Genomic DNA, 18,877 nt, shown 5'->3' with positions numbered 1-18,877 from the left:
GAGTGGAGGATATTATAAATATAAAAAAGAAAAGCTAGAAGAAAAGCTTGTAGAAAGTAAAGTCTTTTTAGTGAGAATATGAGAGTGTTTAAAGAGAAATCCAAATAGTGATGATGAAATAGTAGATGAAGCCATGATATCTTACTTTAATTCTTTCTGTGAATTTATATTAGATATGTGTGAAACATATTTAGTAGCAACAGAAAATTATATACCTAATAAATCAGGAGTTGATATAATAGAATTATCATCAAACTTTGGATTCATATCTTCAGAGGATTCTAAGAAACTTCAAGGAATAGTGAGACTTAGGAATAGACATACTCATGATTTTTATCAAAGGAAATTAGTAAGGAAAAGAATTATAGCTATATGCAAATTTGAAATGATAACTTTAGATTTATTTCTAGAAACATCTTCTGAAAAAATAAGATTAGTTGTTAGTGACAAAGGTTAAGAGACTAGCAAATTAACTTATGGAGGTAATGTTTTATGAATAAAGTAACTTTAATTGGTAATGTAGTAAGGGAGCTAGAATTAAAAACTTATGATGGTTCCGAGGGGGAGGGAAGCTATATTAAGATAAATCCCTTAATAATGATAAAATAATTAGAAATTATGTAATAGCACTTGTCAATATTATTCCAGACAGTTGCTGATTACCATATATAGTATTATAATAAGTAATAAAGGGAAATATAAAAAATAAAGCAATTTATTTTTTGGGAGGAATTTAATAATGAAAAAAGTAATTACATACGGCACATTTGATTTATTGCATTATGGTCATATAAACATATTAAAGAGAGCCAAAGAGCAAGGAGACTATTTAATAGTAGCTTTATCGACAAATGAGTTTAATGAAGTTAAAGGTAAGAAGTGTTATTTTTCATATGAGGAGAGAAAAAAATTATTAGAAGCAATTAGATATGTGGATTTAGTTATTCCAGAAAATAATTGGGAACAAAAAATTCATGATATAAAAGAATTTCATGTAGATACTTTTGTCATTGGAGATGATTGGGAAGGAAAGTTTGATTTTCTTAAAGAATACTGTAAAGTTATATATTTAGGGAGAACTCCTGAAATATCAACAACTAAAATAAAACAGGAACTAGGTATAGGACAAGTTGCGATAGGTAAATAATATACATTATCATGGGACTAGTTATTGATTTACTAGTCCTAATTTTATTGTCTAAGATATAAATAAAAACAGTATAAGTTAAATAATTAGGAAGCTCAAGGCAAGCCTTTTGCAATGACCCTCGGGGGATGTGAATAGAATGTTAATATAGGACGGAAAGTATGGTAAAATGGTATATTTGATACCAAAGAAAATCTAGATAGTAACCTTATTAAAGTGCAATTCTGCAATCGTGTATAATGTGGTTACAAAAACTAAAGGTGAATATATGTAATTTTGGATATATAATGATTATGATTTACAAATGGAGCTTAATAGAGAATGTCCTCAGCTGTGTAAAAGTGTGATAATTACTTCAGTGAGGGATTTGGTGAGAATGGATCAGGTATTTTGCCAGTATAGACCTGATGTGGTATTTCATGCTGCTGCTCATAAGCATGTTCCTCTGATGGAAGAGAATATGGCTGATGCAATTAAAAACAACATAATAGGGTTATATTTATATAGTTTCCTAAGGAAAATTTTAAATAGTTAAATATAATAAAATGTAATGGGGNNCCATTACATTTTATTATATTATTAGTAAGGCGTACTACATGCTAGTGCAATTATAAAGAAGAATATATATATAGCAACGGTAAAAATGATTGAAGCTATGAATCCAAACAATGACCATTTACCTATAGCATCTGAACTTCTTGGTTTATTATCCTTCCACATAAAATAAACTATTATTCCAACGATAGGAAAGCAACAAGCTATTATATTTGCAATAGTGTCAGGCTCATCTTTTACTATTGGATGGCCATAATTATATGAATTATTATTCATTGATTGCTGGTTATTTGGATTTGTAGCATTGCCACATTCAGGACAGAAGGTGACGTTATTTAGAATTTCTTTTCCACATTTAGAACAATACATATGCGAATCCTCCTTAAAAATTAAGTTAGTTTTTATTTGATTTTTGGGTTACCACAGTGTATACAGAATTTAGCATCAACACTTATTACTTTTTTACAATTATTACAAAGAGTTTCATTTTCATCCATATTTGAAATGGCATTTGTATCCCTCACTATAGGAGTACCACAAGTTGTGCAGAATTTACTGTCAGGGTTAAGTGGAGTTTTACAGTTTCTACAAACATTATCGAGATTATTTAGTACAAGTTTTTCATTAAAGTTTATAGAATTTGTGATAACTCTCTTTTTAAATATCAATTTACTAATAAATAAAGTTAATGAAACAAACAATATAAGTATTGGAGAATATTTAAGGTTTCCAAAAATGAAATCACCCAAGCCAGTAAAATAATTATCATTAAAAGTCATACTCAATACAAAACATCTGATAAAAGAGTATAATGAAAATGATGTTATAATCCCAAGGTTTATTAATAATATTTGTATAACTAAGTCAATAGTTTTAGATTTATTTTTGAAATATAAACTTATCAAGTATGATATTAGAATTGTAATAATATATATTCCGTAATAACATAATTCTAATAATAAGAATGGCACATTATCTATGCTAATATCATTTTTAAACATATTTATGGGTATAGCTAAAATTGGACCTAGAAATAAAAAAATGCAAGTACTTAATCCCACGTCTAAGATGTTAGAGGAAGCATACCCTATAAACACTAGAATTGCTAAGAGGAAGCATAATATAACTTCATAAAGTACATCATTAAAAGGTACAAAATCTATAATTAAAGATGTAATTATAGCTATAGACGTGGCAATGGCAAGGCAAATTATTTTTTTAGTATTAATGGATTTTTTATCATAATTAATCATTCTATTTAATTCCTCCAATGAGGCATATATTATAGGCCCCTCAAAATTTTTTGTAATTTAACTCCATGACTATAACCAAGTTTCCCAATAAAAATAATAATATATATTGTAGCAATGCCAGCTAAAATACCTGTGATTAGCCTTCTTGTATTTGTACTTGTCCACTTTCCTAAGTATTGTCCTATACCATCAATTCCGATAGGTATCAATAGAACAAAACTAAACATCAAGGGTATTTCTATGAAAAATGCCATTAGTAATGCTATTAAGTATCCAATTAATATACCAGTGCAACGAGCACAAATAGGAAACTGCTTTCCTTTATAAAAGAATGAACGCTCAGGTAGCTTGTGACATATAAAAAGATAGTCAAGTATTTTCATATTTTGATTTTTTCCTTTCTCATTAAAACCCATTAGTTGCTAGCCTAAACACAATGAATAATATGTATGCAATTATGATTTCATGCGGATTTTGATTAAAGTAGTAGCTAATATATTAAGCTACTACTTTAATCAAAACATTATAATATAAAAATAATTAAAAGTTTATAGTTATTCTAGTAAGAATAAAATGAACTTCCAGCTAAGCCTAATATAATACAGAGTATGTATATAATAACTACGGCAATAACCCCACCGATGGCCCATTTGCAAACTGCACTTGAACTCTTTGGTTTTGTATCCTTCCAAACTAAATAAAGTACTAGTCCAACTATTGGAAAACAACAACTTGCTATGTTTGCAAGGGTGTTTGGCTCATCGTTAACAATTGGTTGCCCATTGTTATATGTATTTTGAATATTTCCCATTGATTGTTGTTGGCTAGTTGGATTTGTATTATTGCCACATTCAGGACAGTAGATGGCATTGTCAGGAATTGATTTCCCGCATTTTGAACAAAACATGTATATATCCCCCTTAAAATTAAAATATTGTATAAATTCCATTAACAATTGTATCATTTATTGTAGAAATAGTAAACAATTTAGGTACAAAAGTAACTCCCTAAGCCTGCTGAGGCAAAATAAGATATATTCACGGCTTGTTCACAATTATTGTTGTACATCTATTGGAGGAGGCAGACTCCACCTAAAAAATGGGAGAAGGTATCACTTTATTACATTTTACATAAATAATATGAGAGCAATTTTCAATAAGTATTAATTATTCTATTAGAAAAACTGATAATAAATTTAAGTTAATTATATTGACTAACTTTACAGATGAATATACAATAAAATTGAAAATAAAATATTGGTGTATGAAGATTATTGGAGATATCCATAAGGATAACCGTAGAAGAAAGAAGTAAATTTAGCTAAGGATTTATTTCGAAGCTTTCAGGTAGATTACAATGATTAGACACGCCCCTGGAGAGATCTCTTAAATGAGACATCAAAGGAGAAACTTATAGACTTATATATTTATAAGGAAACTTTCAGATAAAAGGACAGGGAGTAGAATAGCGTTAGTTTACTATGCTGTTTTACTCCCTGTTTTTCTGCGTTCAGACATATTTAAGCATAATAAACTAAAGAAAAAATTAGGAGGAATTAGAATGGAAATTATAAAAGGAATGGGATTACTAATTTTAAGTTTAATTATGTTTTCAGTATTTAGTTTAAAAATGCCTAAAGGACAAAAGGCTATGTCTGGACTTGCAAATGCAGCTGTAGCAACATTTCTAATTGAGGCAATTCACAAGTATATAGGTGGAGACTTATTAAAAGTTAGATTTTTAGGTGAAGTAGGTAGTGCATCTGGAAGTATGGGAGGTGTAGCTGCAGTAATATTGGTAGCATTAAACATGGGATTAAATCCAGTATATGCAGTTGCAGCTGGGGTATCAGTAGCAGGATATGGTATTTTACCTGGATTTATAGCAGGGTATATAGTAGGATTAGTCGGACCATATATAGAAAAGAAATTACCAAAGGGATTAGACGTTATTGTTGGCACTTTAGTAATTACGGTTCTATCAAGAGTCATTGCTGGTGTAACAGCACCTGTTGTTGATTCTACCTTAGGTAATATAGGAAATATGATAGCTATTGCAGCAGAACAATCACCTCTTCTAATGGGCTTCTTATTAGGAGGAATAATTAAAGTAATTTGCACATCCCCTCTAAGTTCAATGGCATTGACAGCTATGCTTGGATTACAGGGACTTGCTATGGGAATAGCGTCTATAGCATGTGTAGGGGGATCCTTTACAAATGGTATGGTATTTAAAAGACTTAAGATAGGTGATTCAAGTAATGTAATGGCAGTAATGTTAGAACCATTAACTCAAGCAGATATTGTAACATCTAATGCATTACCTATCTATGTATCAAACTTCTTTGGTGGAGGATTAGCAGGAATTGCAGCTGCACATTTCAATATTATAAATAATGCTCCCGGAACTGCATCACCAATACCAGGTTTATTAGCACCTTTCGGATTCAATAACCCTATGAATGTTATCTTTGCTATTACTTTTGCCATAATTGGTGGAATAATAGCTGGATATATAGGCTCTACAATAACTACTGTAATAAGAAAATATAGAAAAGTTAAAATAGGTTCAGATGTGGTTTAACATTTAATAACATAGGGTCAGAGCTCTTCCTATAAAATGGGAGGGGGTCTGACCCTAATTTAAAATTACATTTGGTTACCTGTTGGTTCAGATATACTCTTAAGAGCATCTTGGGCATTGTCAGAAAGAATAGGTTCAAGGGAAATATCTCCTAGTGAAACAATACCTACAAGACTATTATTTTCTACGATTGGAAGTCTACGTATCTGTTCTCTACTCATTATTTCAGCAGCATCATGAACATCCATTTCTGGGTTCCCTACAGTAGGGTTTGAAGTCATGATATTTCTCACTTTTGTTTGAGCTGAATCCTGACCTGAGGCTACAGATCTTAAAGCAATATCACGATCAGTAACAATACCATTTACCATTTTGTTACTACATACTGGTATGGAACCAACATTATATTGTTTCATAAGTTGAGCAGCTTTTTCAATAGAATCCTCTGGGGTTAAACAAGCAACATCTTTTGACATGATTTCTTTTACTTTCATAAATTTCACCTCCATATATAGAGTAACCAATTAAATTATTATTTATTAGCTTGATATGCTGAAATTTTTGTGAAATTCATACTAGATATAGATCTATGTATGAGGCTATAAATGGCAATAAAGTCTAAAGAATTTTTTAATTAGCCTAAAAAATTCAAAATATCCTAAAAACAACCTATAAATCCTAGCAAAATAGTTACAATTTTTTAATATTTATGGTAATATGATAAGTAGGTTTTGGCTGAATTATTAAAGTCAGACCATTTGCTAGAGAAATGAGGGGATAATTATGGGAAAAAAATTAATTTCACTTATTTTAGGCTTATCATTAACTTGTACTGTTTCAGCACCTGCCTTTGCTGCAGAATTAAAGGTAGATAAAGAAGCAAAAAAAGTACAAGCTATAGAGAAACTTGAAAAGTTAAGTGATGAAACAGTGGAACTAAAGGAAAATGATGGACAAGTCTTTTTATCAGGAGAGCTTTCTGATAAAGAAGTTCCAGGCGAGGGTTCAGCAACTAAATTTTTAGAGGAAAACAAAGAGATCTTTGGAATTGACAATACAAAAGAGGAACTAAAGGTTGTTGAAGTAAATAAAGATGACATAGGAGATACTTTTGTAAAGTTTGCACAAGTTATTGAGGGAACAGAAGTAGATAACAGTTTAATAAATGTGCACTATGATAAAAATGGAGTTATAGTTAGTGTTAACGGTAACCTCAAAGAAAATAAAGAAATCACTACTCTTGGTAGTAAGGTTATTTCTCCTGAGGAAGCTATTGAAATAGCAAAAAGTCAATTTGAAATTAAAAAATTAAAAAAGACGCCAAAGGCTGAAAAGTTAGTAATAACTGAAGATGGTGTGAACTATGAAGTTTACAAGATAAATATTTTCTTTATGGAGCCTACCATAGGAAGTTACAATGTTTATGTTGAAGTAAATTCTGGTAAGGTAATAAAAACAGAAAATAAGATAAGATATAATACTCCAGTAACTGGAACAGGTATTGATGTTCTAGGAAAAACTAGAGAGCTAAAGTTAAGTGAATATAAAGATGAAGCTGAAGATAAAGTACAATATGGAATGGTAAATTTAACAAATGTAGCCACAGAAGCTATAGCTACCTATGATGCAAAAAATAGTACTGAGAAGCAATTTAATATGTTTTTAGTATCAAATACTACTAAGGAGTTTACAGCTGAAGAACATAAAGCTCCAGTAAGTGCCCACTATAATGCAGATAAGGTAGTAGGTTTTTATAAAAATTTATTTAATCGAAATAGTATAGATAATAAGGGAATGGAAATAAACTCAATTACTCATCTTGGCTCAAATTACAATAATGCCTTTTGGGCTGGAGATATGATGTTTTATGGAGATGGAGATGGAGTAGAATTTACATATCTTAGTGGAGATTTAGATGTGGTTGGTCATGAAATGACTCATGGAGTAATAGAGTATACAGCCGACCTTGCATATCATAATCAATCGGGTGCACTAAATGAATCTATGGCTGATGTGTTTGGAGTACTTATTTCAACTTATGATAAGTATAATGTTGCTAATGGAGGAGCTTGGAAATTTGACTCAGCTGATTGGGTTGTAGGAGATGACATTTATACTCCTCACATTCAAGGTGATGCTTTAAGAAGTTTAAAAGATCCTGATCTATATGGACAACCAGCTCATATGACTGATTACTATGAGTTTGCTGATACAGAAGATGAAGATTGGGGAGGAGTTCATATTAACTCAGGGATTCCAAATAAAGCAGCATATAATATAGCTAGTAATATAGGAATGGATAAGACTGCAAAGATATATTACAGAGCATTAACTCAGTACATGCATCCAGATACTAATTTTCAGCAAGCAGCATATTGCCTTGTACAAGCTACTGCAGACTTATATGGAAAAGGATCTAATGAGATTACTGCAATAAAGAATAGTTTTGATTCAACTGGAGTGGCATATAAAGGACAAAAGCCAGTTATTTCAGGAGCTACAGCTAAGAATGTAACAGTAGGAAATGTCTTTGATGCTAAGGCTGGAGTTACAGCCGCTGATCTTGAAGATGGAAGCTTAACTACTAAAATAGCTGTTAGTGGAACCATAAATACAAATAAAGTAGGTAAATACACTTTAACTTATACAGTAACAGATAGCGATGGAAATAAAGTAAGTATACCTAGAGTTATTAATGTTGTTGCTAGAAATATACAAATTAATGCATTAATAGGTACTGATAGATACGATACAGCAGTTAGACTAAGTAAGGGTCAATTTACAACTGCAAACACTGTAATGATAGCAAATGGAGGAGCTTTAGCAGATGGATTAGCTGCTACACCACTAGCAACATTTAAAAAAGCACCTTTACTTTTAACAGGAGCAAGTAGTCTTCCAGAAGGAACTAAAGGTGAAATAAAGAGGTTAGGTGCAAAAAATGCTATTATTGTAGGTGGAAGTGGAGTAGTTAATGACAGTGTAATAAAGGAATTAAAATTACTAGGTGTAACGAATGTAGAAAGAATTGGTGGAAGAGATAGATATGACACATCTTTAGAGATTGCTAAGTATATTGATAAAAATTGCTATGATGTAAATAAGGTAGTTATAAGTAATGGACTAGGCCAAGCAGACGCTCTATCCATAGCTTCCGTAGCAGGTAGAGATAAGATGGCAATAGTTTTAGTACAAAAGGACGTAGTTCCAACAAAAGTTTATAGTTGGTTACAATCAGAATCTTTACAAAATGCCTATATCATAGGTGGTACTGGTGTAGTTTCTGACAATGTTTTAAACAAAGTTAATGGAATCACTTCAACAAATATAACAAAGAATAGATTAGGTGGCAAAGATAGATATGCAACTAATGCCATGGTTATAGATAAATTCTATGGAAGTGTTGTAGATAAAACCTATATAGCAAAAGGACTACAACTAATAGATGCTCTAGCTGCAGGTCCAGTTGCAGCCCTTAATGGATCACCAGTGGTTTTATCAGGTGTTGACTTAACAACAGAACAAAAAACTGTGCTAGATAAGAGATATGGAAATATCATCATAAGAACTGGTGGCGGAATTGCAGATAAAGCAGTAAACTCATTAAAAAGCTGCATAGCCCAATAGATATCATTTAATACCACGGGGTCAGACCCCCACCCATAAAATGGGATGGGGTCTGATCCCATTCCATTTTATGGGTTCAAATATTACTTTGAAAACATACAAATATAGGATATAATATACTGGTAAGGAGGGGAATATATGAGAAAAGATAGGATACAAACCATATTATGCATAGTATTATCCGTTGCATTAATTGCTACTTTAGCTTTAGGTATAAATAGATCTAAGAAGGAAAAAGAAAGGATTTTAGAAAGTAAGAAGCTATATGAAAGCTCAATAAATCTAACATCTAAACTGGAAGAAGAGAAAAAAGAAGGTAATGTAGAGGGAGAAACCAAAGAAAGTGAAGAAAAATTCATTTTGGAAGGAAAAACTCTACTTTCTCTTGGAGATGGAGTTTCAAAAGGAAGTACATATCAAGAAAAGGTAAAAACTCTTTTGAATTTAAAAAGTGTAACAAATAACTCTAATAATGGCTTAGTTATGAGTAGTATGCTTAACTTAATTAATGGAGAAGCCCTCAAGGATATAGATATTATAATTATTATGGTAGGTACTAATGACTACACTAAAGGAAGAGCTCTAGGAACTAAAGATGATGGGGGAGAAATTGAATCTTTTTACGGAGATGTGCAAGCGGTTATAAATACAGCACAAAAGGCTAAGCCAGAGGCAAAATTTGTATTTTTAACTCCATTAAAGCATGGATATATTGAAGGACAGCCAAGCTATCCTGATAAAAACAATATTGATCTTGGTCTAGAGGATTACTCCATGGCAATTAAAGAAGTATGTAATAAAAATTCTATACCAGTAATAGACTTATTTAATGAAAGTGGAATAGAAGCAGATAACATAGCTGATTATACTGTAGATAATATGAACCTAAATGAAGCTGGAAACGAAAAAGTAGCCAAGACTATCAGCGAGGGTTTAAAAGAGATATTTAAGTAGGATATATTAAATTGGATACACATAGTAGATATGCATAATAATATTGTAGTTTTGTGATATATATGAAAATTCTTAGAAATGACAAAAGTTAATCAATGCAGAAACCATTAAATTTTGGTTTCAAATGATTAACTTGTCATGAATAAGAATTTTCAATAGGAATTATTTAAATTGCTTATTATTTTGAAAGTATTTATACACATAAAGAATTAAGTAAGGACCTTAGCTTGTTAAGAGCTACGGTTCTTCTTTTTGCTGCTGTTGAATAGTTAAGGTTTCTGGATTTTGAATAATCTTTTAGGTTGCCTTCACAATTTATGTATATGAAGGTTATTAGATCTCTTAAGTTATCTTGGAGGTTGTCCACTTCTCTTTTCATAAGTTTATACATTTCTTTTTCTATAAAACTATCTTCAGTTGATGCATCAGCTATTAAAGTATCCTCTATTCTAAGGTTAGTTTCAATTGGAGCTTCGATGGTTTGTACTTCATTATCTTTTGCTCTTTGCCTTATTAGGTAATTAAAATTATTTTTTATTGCATAGGATATATAAGCTGTAAAATTGCCTTTTTCCGGAGTGTATTTTTCAAGGCAACGCATTAAGGTTATGTTTCCCATTTGAATTAAGTCTTCCATTTCATAGCCGCGGACATGAACCTTTGAAGCTTGTTTAATTATTAGGTATTTGTATTCATTAATCAGTTCTTCCATTGCACTTTGGTCTTTATTTTTTGCTTTTAATATAAGATTCTTTAAATTGGAATAATCCATAGATATAACCCCCTTAAAATACTTTAATAATATATATGCATTTTTTTGAAAAAGTGGAAATATAACTGATAAAGAAATTTTAACACAAACATTAGTTTGTGTAAATATATAATTGAAATATTTGGGTAAAAAATATCCATATAAAAATATCTGGATTAAAAATTTAATTCTATATTTATATGTTCTCTTATAATATATAGTGAAAGAGGAACAATATATATAAGGGAAATATATATGGGATAAATATACAGGATGTTGATACACTGTATTAGTTGATAATTAAAACAGAATAATATATATTATCAAAAGATAAGAGATTTAAATGGTCTGAATATATTCTTTCTGTATTATAAAAATTTTTAAAATAATGCAGAATATCTTGCAATAGATAATAATTGTTTGTTAATATGTAAGTATGGAAGATAATATGAATGCGGAGGTAATGAAATGAAACCTTTAAAATTAACTAATTCAGTTCATTGGGTTGGGGTTAATAATCCTGAACTTAGAGTATTTGACATAATAATGGAGACAAAAATGGGAACTACATATAATTCCTATTTAATTGAAGATGAGAAAATCACTATTGTTGACACAGTTAAGGATGGATACTTTGAACAATATTTAAAGAATATTAAATCTATTATTGGTGATAAAAAAATAGATTATATTGTAGTTCAGCATACAGAACTTGATCATAGTGGTTCATTAAAGGAGCTATTAAAGGAATATCCAGAAGCTCAGGTTGTTGGATCAAAGGCTGCAGTAAGATATCTTAAAGGAATTATAAACATGGAATTTAAGTCTATAGATGCTTCAGGAGAGCTATCTATAGGAAAGAAGACCTTAAGATTCGTAAATGCACCAAATCTTCACTGGCCTGATAGTATATTTACTTACTTACCAGATGAAAAGATATTATTTACATGTGATTTTATGGGATGTCATTATTCACCAAGTGGATGTATTACTGACAGTTGTTCTGGAAACTATGAAACTGAAATGAAGTATTATTTTGATGTTATCATGGGACCTTTCAAAAGATTTGTTAATATGGCTCTTGATAAGATTGAAAATACGGAAGCTGAAATTATTGCTCCTAGCCATGGTCCAATTCATATTGATGATAGAGAGTATTATAAAAATTTATATAAAACTTGGGCTAAGGAAGCTGATATCGAAGAAAAAAACATCCAAATATTCTATGTTTCTGCCTATGGAAATACAGAAAAGGTTGCAAATCATTTAAAGGATGCCATTGAAAAAAGAGGAATTAAGGCTGGAGTTCATGAAATAACAACTACACCTTTAGAGGAACTTGTATCTCTTGTAGAAAAATCAAGTGGTATATTAGTAGGTTCTCCTACTATAAATCAAGATGCAGTGGAGCCAGCTTGGAATTTGCTTGCTCATGTTAGTGCTATTGTAAATAGAGGTAAAATTGCTGGAGCTTTTGGATCTTATGGTTGGAGTGGAGAAAGTGTGCCTATGCTTTCAGAGAGATTAAAGAGCCTTAAATTTAATGTAATTGATCCAGGTTTTAAATTTAACTTTGTACCAAGTGAAGAAGAACTTAAGCTAGCAGATGAATTTGCTGATAACTTCCTTGGAATGTTAAAATAAATTTAGTATATAATAATAGATTATGGTATATTATTAAGGTATGAGATATAATATAAAAAATGTTATATTACATACCTTTTTTTCATAGCCAATACTAATTACAAACTTAATAATATGTTTACATGAAAGATATTATTAGGGAATAGGCTATAGAGAGAAAATATGGTAAAATGTAAGAAAGCTGATAAATTTCATTGCATTTTTATAGGAGTGATTATATTGAAGTGGTTAAATAAATTAGAGAGAAAATATGGCAGGTATGCCATTAGTGGATTGATGAAATACATTGTAGCAGCTAATTTGGCTGTGTTTTTATTAGAGGTTATAAATCCAGGGTTAGAGGCAAACCTAATGTTAATACCTCAGGCAGTAATGGCAGGTCAAGTGTGGAGGTTAGTTACCTTTATTTTAATTCCACCAGCAACCAGTGCCTTTTGGATACTCTTTACCCTTTATTTCTATTATATTATAGGTATGGGGTTAGAACAGGCCTGGGGAAGCTTTAAATTTAATATATATTATTTAGTAGGGATGATTGCTACCATAATTGTATCTTTAATTGGAGGTAGTCCTGCTACAGGGGTATTTATAAATTTAACTTTATTTTTAGCCTTTGCATCCATATATCCTAACCATGAAGTTTTACTATTTTTCATTTTACCAGTTAAAGTTAAGTATTTAGGAATTTTAAATGCAGTACTTTTGGCACAACAGTTTATAATGGGTGGAGTTGGAATAAAACTCATGATCCTTGCATCTTTAGCTAACTACTTTATTTTCTTTGGAAAAGACTTTATAGAGTTATTTAAAACTAAGAAGAAAGTTAAGAGGAATAAAGAAAAATTTAAAGTCATAGAGATGAAAGATTATGTACGTCATAGATGTACTGTATGTGGAATAACTGAAAGAGATGACCCTAATATGGAGTTTAGATATTGTTCAAAATGTAGTGGACATAAGGAATATTGTATGAATCACTTGAAAAATCATGAACATATTAATGATTAGTAGTGTATACCATGACTATTTGTTAAAAAATTAAGGGATCCATCAGAATTAAATGCTAACTATTAAGGTTAGTTAAATTTTGATGTATTCCTTTTTTATTCCATGACTATAAGCTTTAGTATTCCCTTCTTATTTAAAGGTGGAGGAAAGAGCTGATATATCCTAGGATAAGGATTTCTATATATGAAGGAGGAAAATTTATGAGATATGAAGGTGCAGTTTATAGACCACCTAGTGAAGGAAGAAGTTTAATAGTTCAAGCTACCATTGGTTGTTCTCACAACAAATGTAGTTTTTGTAATATGTATAAGGCAAAGCAGTTTAGAATGAGAGCTTTAGAAGAGGTAATTGAGGATTTAGTTTTGGCTAGGGAGAGGTATGGATATATAGAAAAAATATTTATAGCTGATGGTGATGCTCTTATCATGCCTACAGAAAGACTTATTACAATTTTGGATAAAATTAAAGAATTATTTTCAGAATGTAAAAGCATTACTGTATATGCTAGTCCCAAGTCTATTTTACTTAAAACTCCAGAAGAACTAAAGCTTTTAAAAAGTAAGGGTTTGGCAATGGTATATCTAGGTATAGAAAGCGGAGATGATGAGGTTCTGCTTAAAGTGAATAAGGGAGCAACCTCAAAGGAACTTATTCAGGCTGGAAGAAAAATTAAGGATAGTGGAATAAAACTATCTTGCACTCTAATAAGTGGCTTAGGTGGGGTAGAGAACTGGAAAAATCATGCATTAAACTCAGCAAAGGTTATTAATGCCATAGATCCAGATTATCTAGGCCTTTTAACCCTTATGACTCCTGAAGATGCACCTATATGTGAAGAAATAAAAAGAGGAGCTCTTATGCTTTTAAATCCTAGGGAAGTAATGGAGGAGGTTTATCACCTTGTTAAAGAACTAGATCTTACAAATTGCATATTTAGAAGCAATCATGCATCAAACTATGCACCACTAGCTGCAGTACTAGGTAAAGAAAAGGAAAGATTACTTTCAGATATAGAAGGTTTTTTAGCAGGACAAAATAACTTTAAACCAGAATATTTTAGAGGGCTTTAATTAAACTTATAATTAAAATATCCTTTCACAAAAGGGTCAGTTTTTTTTAACTGACCCTTTTTATATTTGAATGTAATATTTTAACATATAATTTTAATATACTATATATATAGTAGGAAACAAATGAAGCTCAAAAATGTTTCAATTTCCACTATTAGTCTTAATTGATTAAAAAAATTTTATGAAAGGAGGAATAAAAATGAAATATTTTTCAAATTCAGCAGCAGAAGATGTAGCTAGAGAAGAGAATATGGAACAATTAAAACCAAAGGAAGCCTATGTTGAGCAACAGAAAGTAGTAGTTCCTACCCAAATAGTATTAGGAACTAATGTATTGGAAAATGACGGCGGTGAAGTAGGCAGACCTGTTCTTTAGACAGAATGTGGATGCACTTTTGTGCATCCACTAAAATTTATTTGATGAGGTGTTAATTATGTTTTCAACATTAAAAAGACCATATAAAGATAAGAGTGCAAAAGATACTATACAATTAATAGAAACAATTTTAAAGAGAATAGATATGTGTCCTGATTATGAATTTCAAGCAAACCCATATCCAGAAATTTTTTCAGTTCGAGTTGCTTTACCTAATGAGAAGGGCGGTTTTGGTAGTAATGGAAAGGGTAGGACTGAAGAATATTCTATTGCTAGTGGATATGCAGAATTTATTGAGAGATTACAAAACAATTTATATGCTACTTTGCCTAGAACAATGATGGAGAAACTTAAAGAAAAGCATGGTTTTTACTATGTTCCAGATGAAGAATATATAACAGAAAAGGAATTTAGAAAATTACCTGAAAATATTTTATTAGATTTAATTGGATTTAAAGATAAAGATAAAGATAATTTTATTAGTGCTTATTGTAATAGAAATTCACAAAACAATGGGAAAGGTATAGTGGCTATTCCTTTTTATAATACAAATACTAAAGAGTTAGTTAGCATACCTTATAATCTTCTTTTGATGTGCGTTGGATCTAACGGTATGGCTGCAGGAAATACAGTTAGCGAAGCTGTATTTCAAGCCTTATGTGAACTTATGGAAAGATGGGGAAGTGCAGAGATATTTTATAAGCAGCTTACACCACCTACAGTTCCAGATGAATATTTATCACAGTTTAAAGAGGAATGTAACATTATTAAAAATATACAAAGGGATGGTCAATACAAAATTATTGTTAAGGATTTTTCAGCAGGTAAAAAATTACCTTCAGTAGGAATTATAATAATTGACCCAAAAACTAATAAGTATAGATTAAATGTTGGTTCGGATACGTCTTTTCAAATAGCTTTAAGTAGATGCATTACAGAAATTTATCAAGGAATAGAAAATAAAGAAAACTTTGAACGTACTTTAAATGATATTCCGAAAGAAGTCCCAGAATATTTTTTAAATAATAGTCCTAAAAGTGAGTTAGATAGATATGTAGTTTTCTCACAGTTTTGTAAAAATGATAGTGGGGTTTTTCCACCTAGTTTATTTGGTAATAATCCTAGTTATGAATTTGAACCAGAAGTATTTATTCCTAAGGATAGCTATGAAAAGGAAGTTGAAAGTGTAATTTCTAATTTTCATAAAGCAGGGTACGATGTTTATATTAGAGATTTTTCTTATTTAGGATTTCCTTCAGTAATGGTATACATACCAGAAGTAGCAGCATTAGGGAAAAAAAATGTACCAGTAATAAGTAGTACAAATAAGTTTAATCTGGTTGAACTAGATAAAATTGAGAATTTACTATTTGATTTTGATAATTGTGGAGAATATGAGTTAAAAAAAATAGATCAAGTATTGTCACCATTACTTTCAAATACTATTTTAACAGATTTATTTAGTATAAAGGTTAAAAAGGGAAGTGAAATTGGTAAAGTGGCATTATCCTTTTTCTTAATTTTATTAAGATATGAATTAAAGGAATATGATAAAGCTTTAGATTCATTAAAAGTATATACATCTAAAGGAACTAAAAATGATCCATATTATTCAGTAGCTAAGAAATATATTGAATTTAAAAGAGATGATATTAAAGAAGATGAAATATTAAAATTGCTATCTAATTGTGATTTTGATTTAGAACTTGTTAAAGAGGTATGTGATGATTTAAAAGCCACCAGTGATGTTTTTAGATATATTGCTTTACCTAAATGTCCTGATTGTGATAACTGTAAGTTGGGTAGTGAGTGTCTTTCAAAGTATCAATATATTTATTCTAATGTTTTATATGAAGAAATGAAAAAGAATGTACTAGATCAAAGCAGATTAGAGGAATGTGTTCAAGGGGTTTCTATATAAAAGTATTGGAATTTAAATTTGTTAGGTGGAGTAATCTCCATCTAATGAATTTAATTTTTTAGATTGAAGGGGATGATATTTTGTTATTAAATATGATTAGTAAATTATTGATAAGAAAATATAAAAATGACCAAATTTTAACCTTAAAAATGAAGAAGGCATTAGGCTTGGTTTTTTATGAAATAAAAAAATATAAGAAGTTAATATTTATGGGTGCTTTTCTTATAATTACTACATCCCTATTAGCATTGCCAGACTACTTTTTTCTTGGAATAATAGTTGATAGGATTTTACCAGGGAAAGATTACAAAATATTCATTATATTTGTTTTATGTATGTTGTTATTGAAAATCTTAATTACATATTTTAATTATAATGTAAAAATGATATTTTTTAAGGTGAATAATAAGATTACTATAGATATTCGTAAAAGACTTTTTGAAAAAACTAATAAACTTCCATTAAAACATATAGAGAATTTTAGTACAGGATATTTAATGTCAAGAATACAAGATGATCCACCTAGGGTATCAGCACTTTTTGGGGATCAAATTATTAACCTTTTAAAACAAGTTGTAGTTTTTACAATTAGTATAGTTGCCTTACTATTTATTAATTTTAAACTAGCGATTATTACAATATTGCAATTACCCTTTTTAGTATATACAGTACACTATTATGGAAATAAAATAAAAAAACAAGCTGATAAAGTATTTGAGCATGTATCTTTGCTAAGTAAGTCTTTACATGAAAATATTAATATGATTCCAACATGTAAATACTTTGGGGCTACAAATTATAATGTTACTAGGTATATTAGGACAAGTTTAGTTACATTAAAACACTGTATATCATTAAGAAAACTTGAATGTGCCAATTCTCTTGTTATGGGAATTTTAGGTTCAATTTTACCTATGACAATTATTTCCATAGGTGTATATGATATAATGTACTCAAATTTCACTTTGGGATTATTAATAACCTTTATGAGCATACTATCAACTTCGGTGGGTTCTATATGTGAAGTTATATCTTTCTATCCTGAACTTAAAAAAATAGATGTTGCATTGTTGCGGATAGGGAATATGCTTATTATGGAGACGGATAACTCCAATGAAGTTTGCTATGAGGAGAAGATTACAAAGATTAAGTTAAATAATGTTAGCTTTTCCTATGAAGAAAATAAAAAGGTTCTAGATAATATAAGTTTTACTGTGACTAAAGGGATGAAGGTTGCTATTGTTGGACATTCAGGATGTGGAAAAACAACCTTGACAAAAATATTAGCAGGATTTTATGATTTTCAGGGTGAGATAGTTATAAATGACTTAATAATTAATTCAAAATCAAGAAATTTATTGTCTAAAAAAGTTTCAATAGTTCCACAGGAGTCCTTTTTATTTAATGAGAGTATTTTTAAAAATGTTTCTATAGGTTCAGTAGAAGTAGATAAAACTAAAGTTAATAATGCATTAAAGAAAGCTAAGGCAGATGAATTTGTAAAAAAATTAAATGGTTCAATCCATACCAAAGTAGGAGAAGGTGGGAATAAATTATCAGTAGGTGAGAAGCAAAGAATATCAATTGCAAGATCTTTAGCTAAGGGGTGTGATATTCTAATTCTTGATGAAGCTACATCAAATATTGATAATGTATCTAAGAACATGATATTAGAATCAATAGATGAACTTAGTAAAGATATGATAGTTTTTATTATTGATCATAACTTTGAAAATATAAAAGATTGTGATGTTATTTTAGTTTTTGACAATGGAAAATTAGTTGAAAGTGGAACGGAAGATGAACTTATTAGTTTTAAGGGGATTTATGCTTCATTGATTGGATATTGAAATAGTGAGATTTTTTAAGAATAACTAGCAAAGTAGCTAGTTATTTTTTTGAGAAAAATTTAAGCTCTGTTGAAATAATAGTAAAAATATCATGCATAATCACCGTTATCTAAATATACATTGAAATGGAAAAATTAC

At 30.0% G+C, this 18,877-nt stretch carries 17 protein-coding genes, 1 pseudogene and 1 riboswitch; of the genes and pseudogenes, 12 read left to right on the top strand and 6 right to left on the bottom strand.

Annotated elements, in window-relative coordinates:
* Window positions 1-118: 118 nt before the first annotated feature.
* From B2694_RS08975 to B2694_RS08965, 3 genes and pseudogenes are all read left to right on the top strand, one after another.
* On the top strand, window positions 119-457 hold the full coding sequence (locus tag B2694_RS08975) for a HepT-like ribonuclease domain-containing protein (RefSeq protein WP_346885470.1): 339 nt from the start codon (window positions 119-121) through the stop codon (window positions 455-457).
* A gap of 282 nt (window positions 458-739) precedes the next feature.
* Window positions 740-1,147, top strand: coding sequence for a glycerol-3-phosphate cytidylyltransferase (tagD, locus tag B2694_RS08970; protein WP_346878695.1), 408 nt, complete (start codon window positions 740-742; stop codon window positions 1,145-1,147).
* A 286-nt stretch (window positions 1,148-1,433) separates the two neighbouring features.
* Window positions 1,434-1,646 (top strand): annotated as a pseudogene (locus B2694_RS08965) (polysaccharide biosynthesis protein); the annotation flags it as partial.
* 80 nt (window positions 1,647-1,726) lie between these two features.
* On the opposite strand, the gene B2694_RS08960 reads toward B2694_RS08965, so the two are convergent.
* The 4 genes from B2694_RS08960 to B2694_RS08945 all read right to left on the bottom strand — a co-directional run bounded on the left by B2694_RS08960 (window position 1,727) and on the right by B2694_RS08945 (window position 3,919).
* Entirely contained in the window at window positions 1,727-2,071 is a 345-nt protein-coding gene (locus B2694_RS08960; RefSeq protein WP_346885430.1) for a zinc ribbon domain-containing protein, read from the bottom strand.
* 32 nt (window positions 2,072-2,103) lie between these two features.
* Complete coding sequence (locus B2694_RS08955; protein ID WP_346885429.1) at window positions 2,104-2,955, bottom strand: zinc ribbon domain-containing protein; 852 nt, start codon at window positions 2,953-2,955, stop codon at window positions 2,104-2,106.
* A gap of 29 nt (window positions 2,956-2,984) precedes the next feature.
* Entirely contained in the window at window positions 2,985-3,371 is a 387-nt protein-coding gene (locus tag B2694_RS08950) for a DUF2085 domain-containing protein (RefSeq protein ID WP_346877331.1), read from the bottom strand.
* A 143-nt stretch (window positions 3,372-3,514) separates the two neighbouring features.
* The gene (locus B2694_RS08945; protein ID WP_346885428.1) at window positions 3,515-3,919 is read right to left on the bottom strand and encodes a zinc ribbon domain-containing protein; all 405 of its coding nucleotides are present in this window, start codon (window positions 3,917-3,919) and stop codon (window positions 3,515-3,517) included.
* Between the two features lie 398 nt (window positions 3,920-4,317).
* Window positions 4,318-4,421, top strand: a riboswitch (glycine riboswitch).
* Window positions 4,422-4,515: 94 nt separating this feature from the next.
* Between B2694_RS08945 and B2694_RS08940 the strand changes: the two genes are divergently transcribed.
* Window positions 4,516-5,538, top strand: a complete 1,023-nt coding sequence (locus tag B2694_RS08940; protein ID WP_346885427.1) for a PTS sugar transporter subunit IIC — start codon at window positions 4,516-4,518, stop codon at window positions 5,536-5,538.
* A 65-nt stretch (window positions 5,539-5,603) separates the two neighbouring features.
* On the opposite strand, the gene B2694_RS08935 is transcribed toward B2694_RS08940, so the two are convergent.
* Window positions 5,604-6,032, bottom strand: coding sequence for a CBS domain-containing protein (locus tag B2694_RS08935; protein WP_346885426.1), 429 nt, complete (start codon window positions 6,030-6,032; stop codon window positions 5,604-5,606).
* A gap of 289 nt (window positions 6,033-6,321) precedes the next feature.
* On the opposite strand from B2694_RS08935, the gene B2694_RS08930 reads away from it, so the two are divergent.
* Together B2694_RS08930 and B2694_RS08925 are read left to right on the top strand one after the other, a co-directional pair.
* Window positions 6,322-9,165: a M4 family metallopeptidase gene (locus tag B2694_RS08930; RefSeq protein WP_346885425.1), complete on the top strand. Its 2,844-nt coding sequence runs from the start codon at window positions 6,322-6,324 to the stop codon at window positions 9,163-9,165.
* 138 nt (window positions 9,166-9,303) lie between these two features.
* Window positions 9,304-10,119 carry an SGNH/GDSL hydrolase family protein gene (locus B2694_RS08925; RefSeq protein ID WP_346885424.1) on the top strand — a complete coding sequence of 272 codons (816 nt, stop codon included), beginning with the start codon at window positions 9,304-9,306 and terminating at the stop codon, window positions 10,117-10,119.
* A 193-nt stretch (window positions 10,120-10,312) separates the two neighbouring features.
* Here the strand turns inward: B2694_RS08925 and B2694_RS08920 are convergent, their stop codons facing one another.
* On the bottom strand, window positions 10,313-10,891 hold the full coding sequence (locus tag B2694_RS08920; RefSeq protein WP_346885423.1) for a sigma-70 family RNA polymerase sigma factor: 579 nt from the start codon (window positions 10,889-10,891) through the stop codon (window positions 10,313-10,315).
* A gap of 447 nt (window positions 10,892-11,338) precedes the next feature.
* On the opposite strand from B2694_RS08920, the gene B2694_RS08915 reads away from it, so the two are divergent.
* The 6 genes from B2694_RS08915 (at window position 11,339) to B2694_RS08890 (ending at window position 18,739) form a co-directional block, all read left to right on the top strand.
* On the top strand, window positions 11,339-12,514 hold the full coding sequence (locus B2694_RS08915; protein WP_346885422.1) for an FprA family A-type flavoprotein: 1,176 nt from the start codon (window positions 11,339-11,341) through the stop codon (window positions 12,512-12,514).
* 210 nt (window positions 12,515-12,724) lie between these two features.
* Window positions 12,725-13,522: a hypothetical protein gene (locus B2694_RS08910; RefSeq protein WP_346868479.1), complete on the top strand. Its 798-nt coding sequence runs from the start codon at window positions 12,725-12,727 to the stop codon at window positions 13,520-13,522.
* A 200-nt stretch (window positions 13,523-13,722) separates the two neighbouring features.
* Window positions 13,723-14,592 carry a radical SAM protein gene (locus B2694_RS08905; protein ID WP_346885421.1) on the top strand — a complete coding sequence of 290 codons (870 nt, stop codon included), beginning with the start codon at window positions 13,723-13,725 and terminating at the stop codon, window positions 14,590-14,592.
* 199 nt (window positions 14,593-14,791) lie between these two features.
* On the top strand, window positions 14,792-14,968 hold the full coding sequence (locus B2694_RS08900; RefSeq protein ID WP_346885420.1) for a hypothetical protein: 177 nt from the start codon (window positions 14,792-14,794) through the stop codon (window positions 14,966-14,968).
* 58 nt (window positions 14,969-15,026) lie between these two features.
* On the top strand, window positions 15,027-16,889 hold the full coding sequence (locus B2694_RS08895; RefSeq protein WP_346885419.1) for a YcaO-like family protein: 1,863 nt from the start codon (window positions 15,027-15,029) through the stop codon (window positions 16,887-16,889).
* A gap of 92 nt (window positions 16,890-16,981) precedes the next feature.
* The gene (locus B2694_RS08890; RefSeq protein ID WP_346885418.1) at window positions 16,982-18,739 is read left to right on the top strand and encodes an ABC transporter ATP-binding protein; all 1,758 of its coding nucleotides are present in this window, start codon (window positions 16,982-16,984) and stop codon (window positions 18,737-18,739) included.
* Window positions 18,740-18,877 lie beyond the last annotated feature (138 nt).

Source organism: Clostridium sp. UBA4395 (assembly GCF_002390995.1).
In the GTDB taxonomy this organism is placed as follows: Bacteria; Bacillota; Clostridia; order Clostridiales; family Clostridiaceae; genus Clostridium_J; species Clostridium_J sulfidigenes.
Note: the sequence above shows the minus strand (reverse complement) of the source record. Positions and strands in the feature narration are given on the sequence as shown.

Coding starts and splice junctions, on each gene's coding strand:
- tagD (WP_346878695.1), top strand. CDS start 740: ATGAAAAAAGTAATTACATACGGCACATTTGATTTATTGCATTATGGT.
- B2694_RS08960 (WP_346885430.1), bottom strand. CDS start 2,071: ATGTATTGTTCTAAATGTGGAAAAGAAATTCTAAATAACGTCACCTTC.
- B2694_RS08955 (WP_346885429.1), bottom strand. CDS start 2,955: ATGATTAATTATGATAAAAAATCCATTAATACTAAAAAAATAATTTGC.
- B2694_RS08950 (WP_346877331.1), bottom strand. CDS start 3,371: ATGGGTTTTAATGAGAAAGGAAAAAATCAAAATATGAAAATACTTGAC.
- B2694_RS08945 (WP_346885428.1), bottom strand. CDS start 3,919: ATGATACAATTGTTAATGGAATTTATACAATATTTTAATTTTAAGGGG.
- B2694_RS08940 (WP_346885427.1), top strand. CDS start 4,516: ATGGAAATTATAAAAGGAATGGGATTACTAATTTTAAGTTTAATTATG.
- B2694_RS08935 (WP_346885426.1), bottom strand. CDS start 6,032: ATGAAAGTAAAAGAAATCATGTCAAAAGATGTTGCTTGTTTAACCCCA.
- B2694_RS08930 (WP_346885425.1), top strand. CDS start 6,322: ATGGGAAAAAAATTAATTTCACTTATTTTAGGCTTATCATTAACTTGT.
- B2694_RS08925 (WP_346885424.1), top strand. CDS start 9,304: ATGAGAAAAGATAGGATACAAACCATATTATGCATAGTATTATCCGTT.
- B2694_RS08920 (WP_346885423.1), bottom strand. CDS start 10,891: ATGGATTATTCCAATTTAAAGAATCTTATATTAAAAGCAAAAAATAAA.
- B2694_RS08915 (WP_346885422.1), top strand. CDS start 11,339: ATGAAACCTTTAAAATTAACTAATTCAGTTCATTGGGTTGGGGTTAAT.
- B2694_RS08905 (WP_346885421.1), top strand. CDS start 13,723: ATGAGATATGAAGGTGCAGTTTATAGACCACCTAGTGAAGGAAGAAGT.
- B2694_RS08900 (WP_346885420.1), top strand. CDS start 14,792: ATGAAATATTTTTCAAATTCAGCAGCAGAAGATGTAGCTAGAGAAGAG.
- B2694_RS08895 (WP_346885419.1), top strand. CDS start 15,027: ATGTTTTCAACATTAAAAAGACCATATAAAGATAAGAGTGCAAAAGAT.
- B2694_RS08890 (WP_346885418.1), top strand. CDS start 16,982: ATGATTAGTAAATTATTGATAAGAAAATATAAAAATGACCAAATTTTA.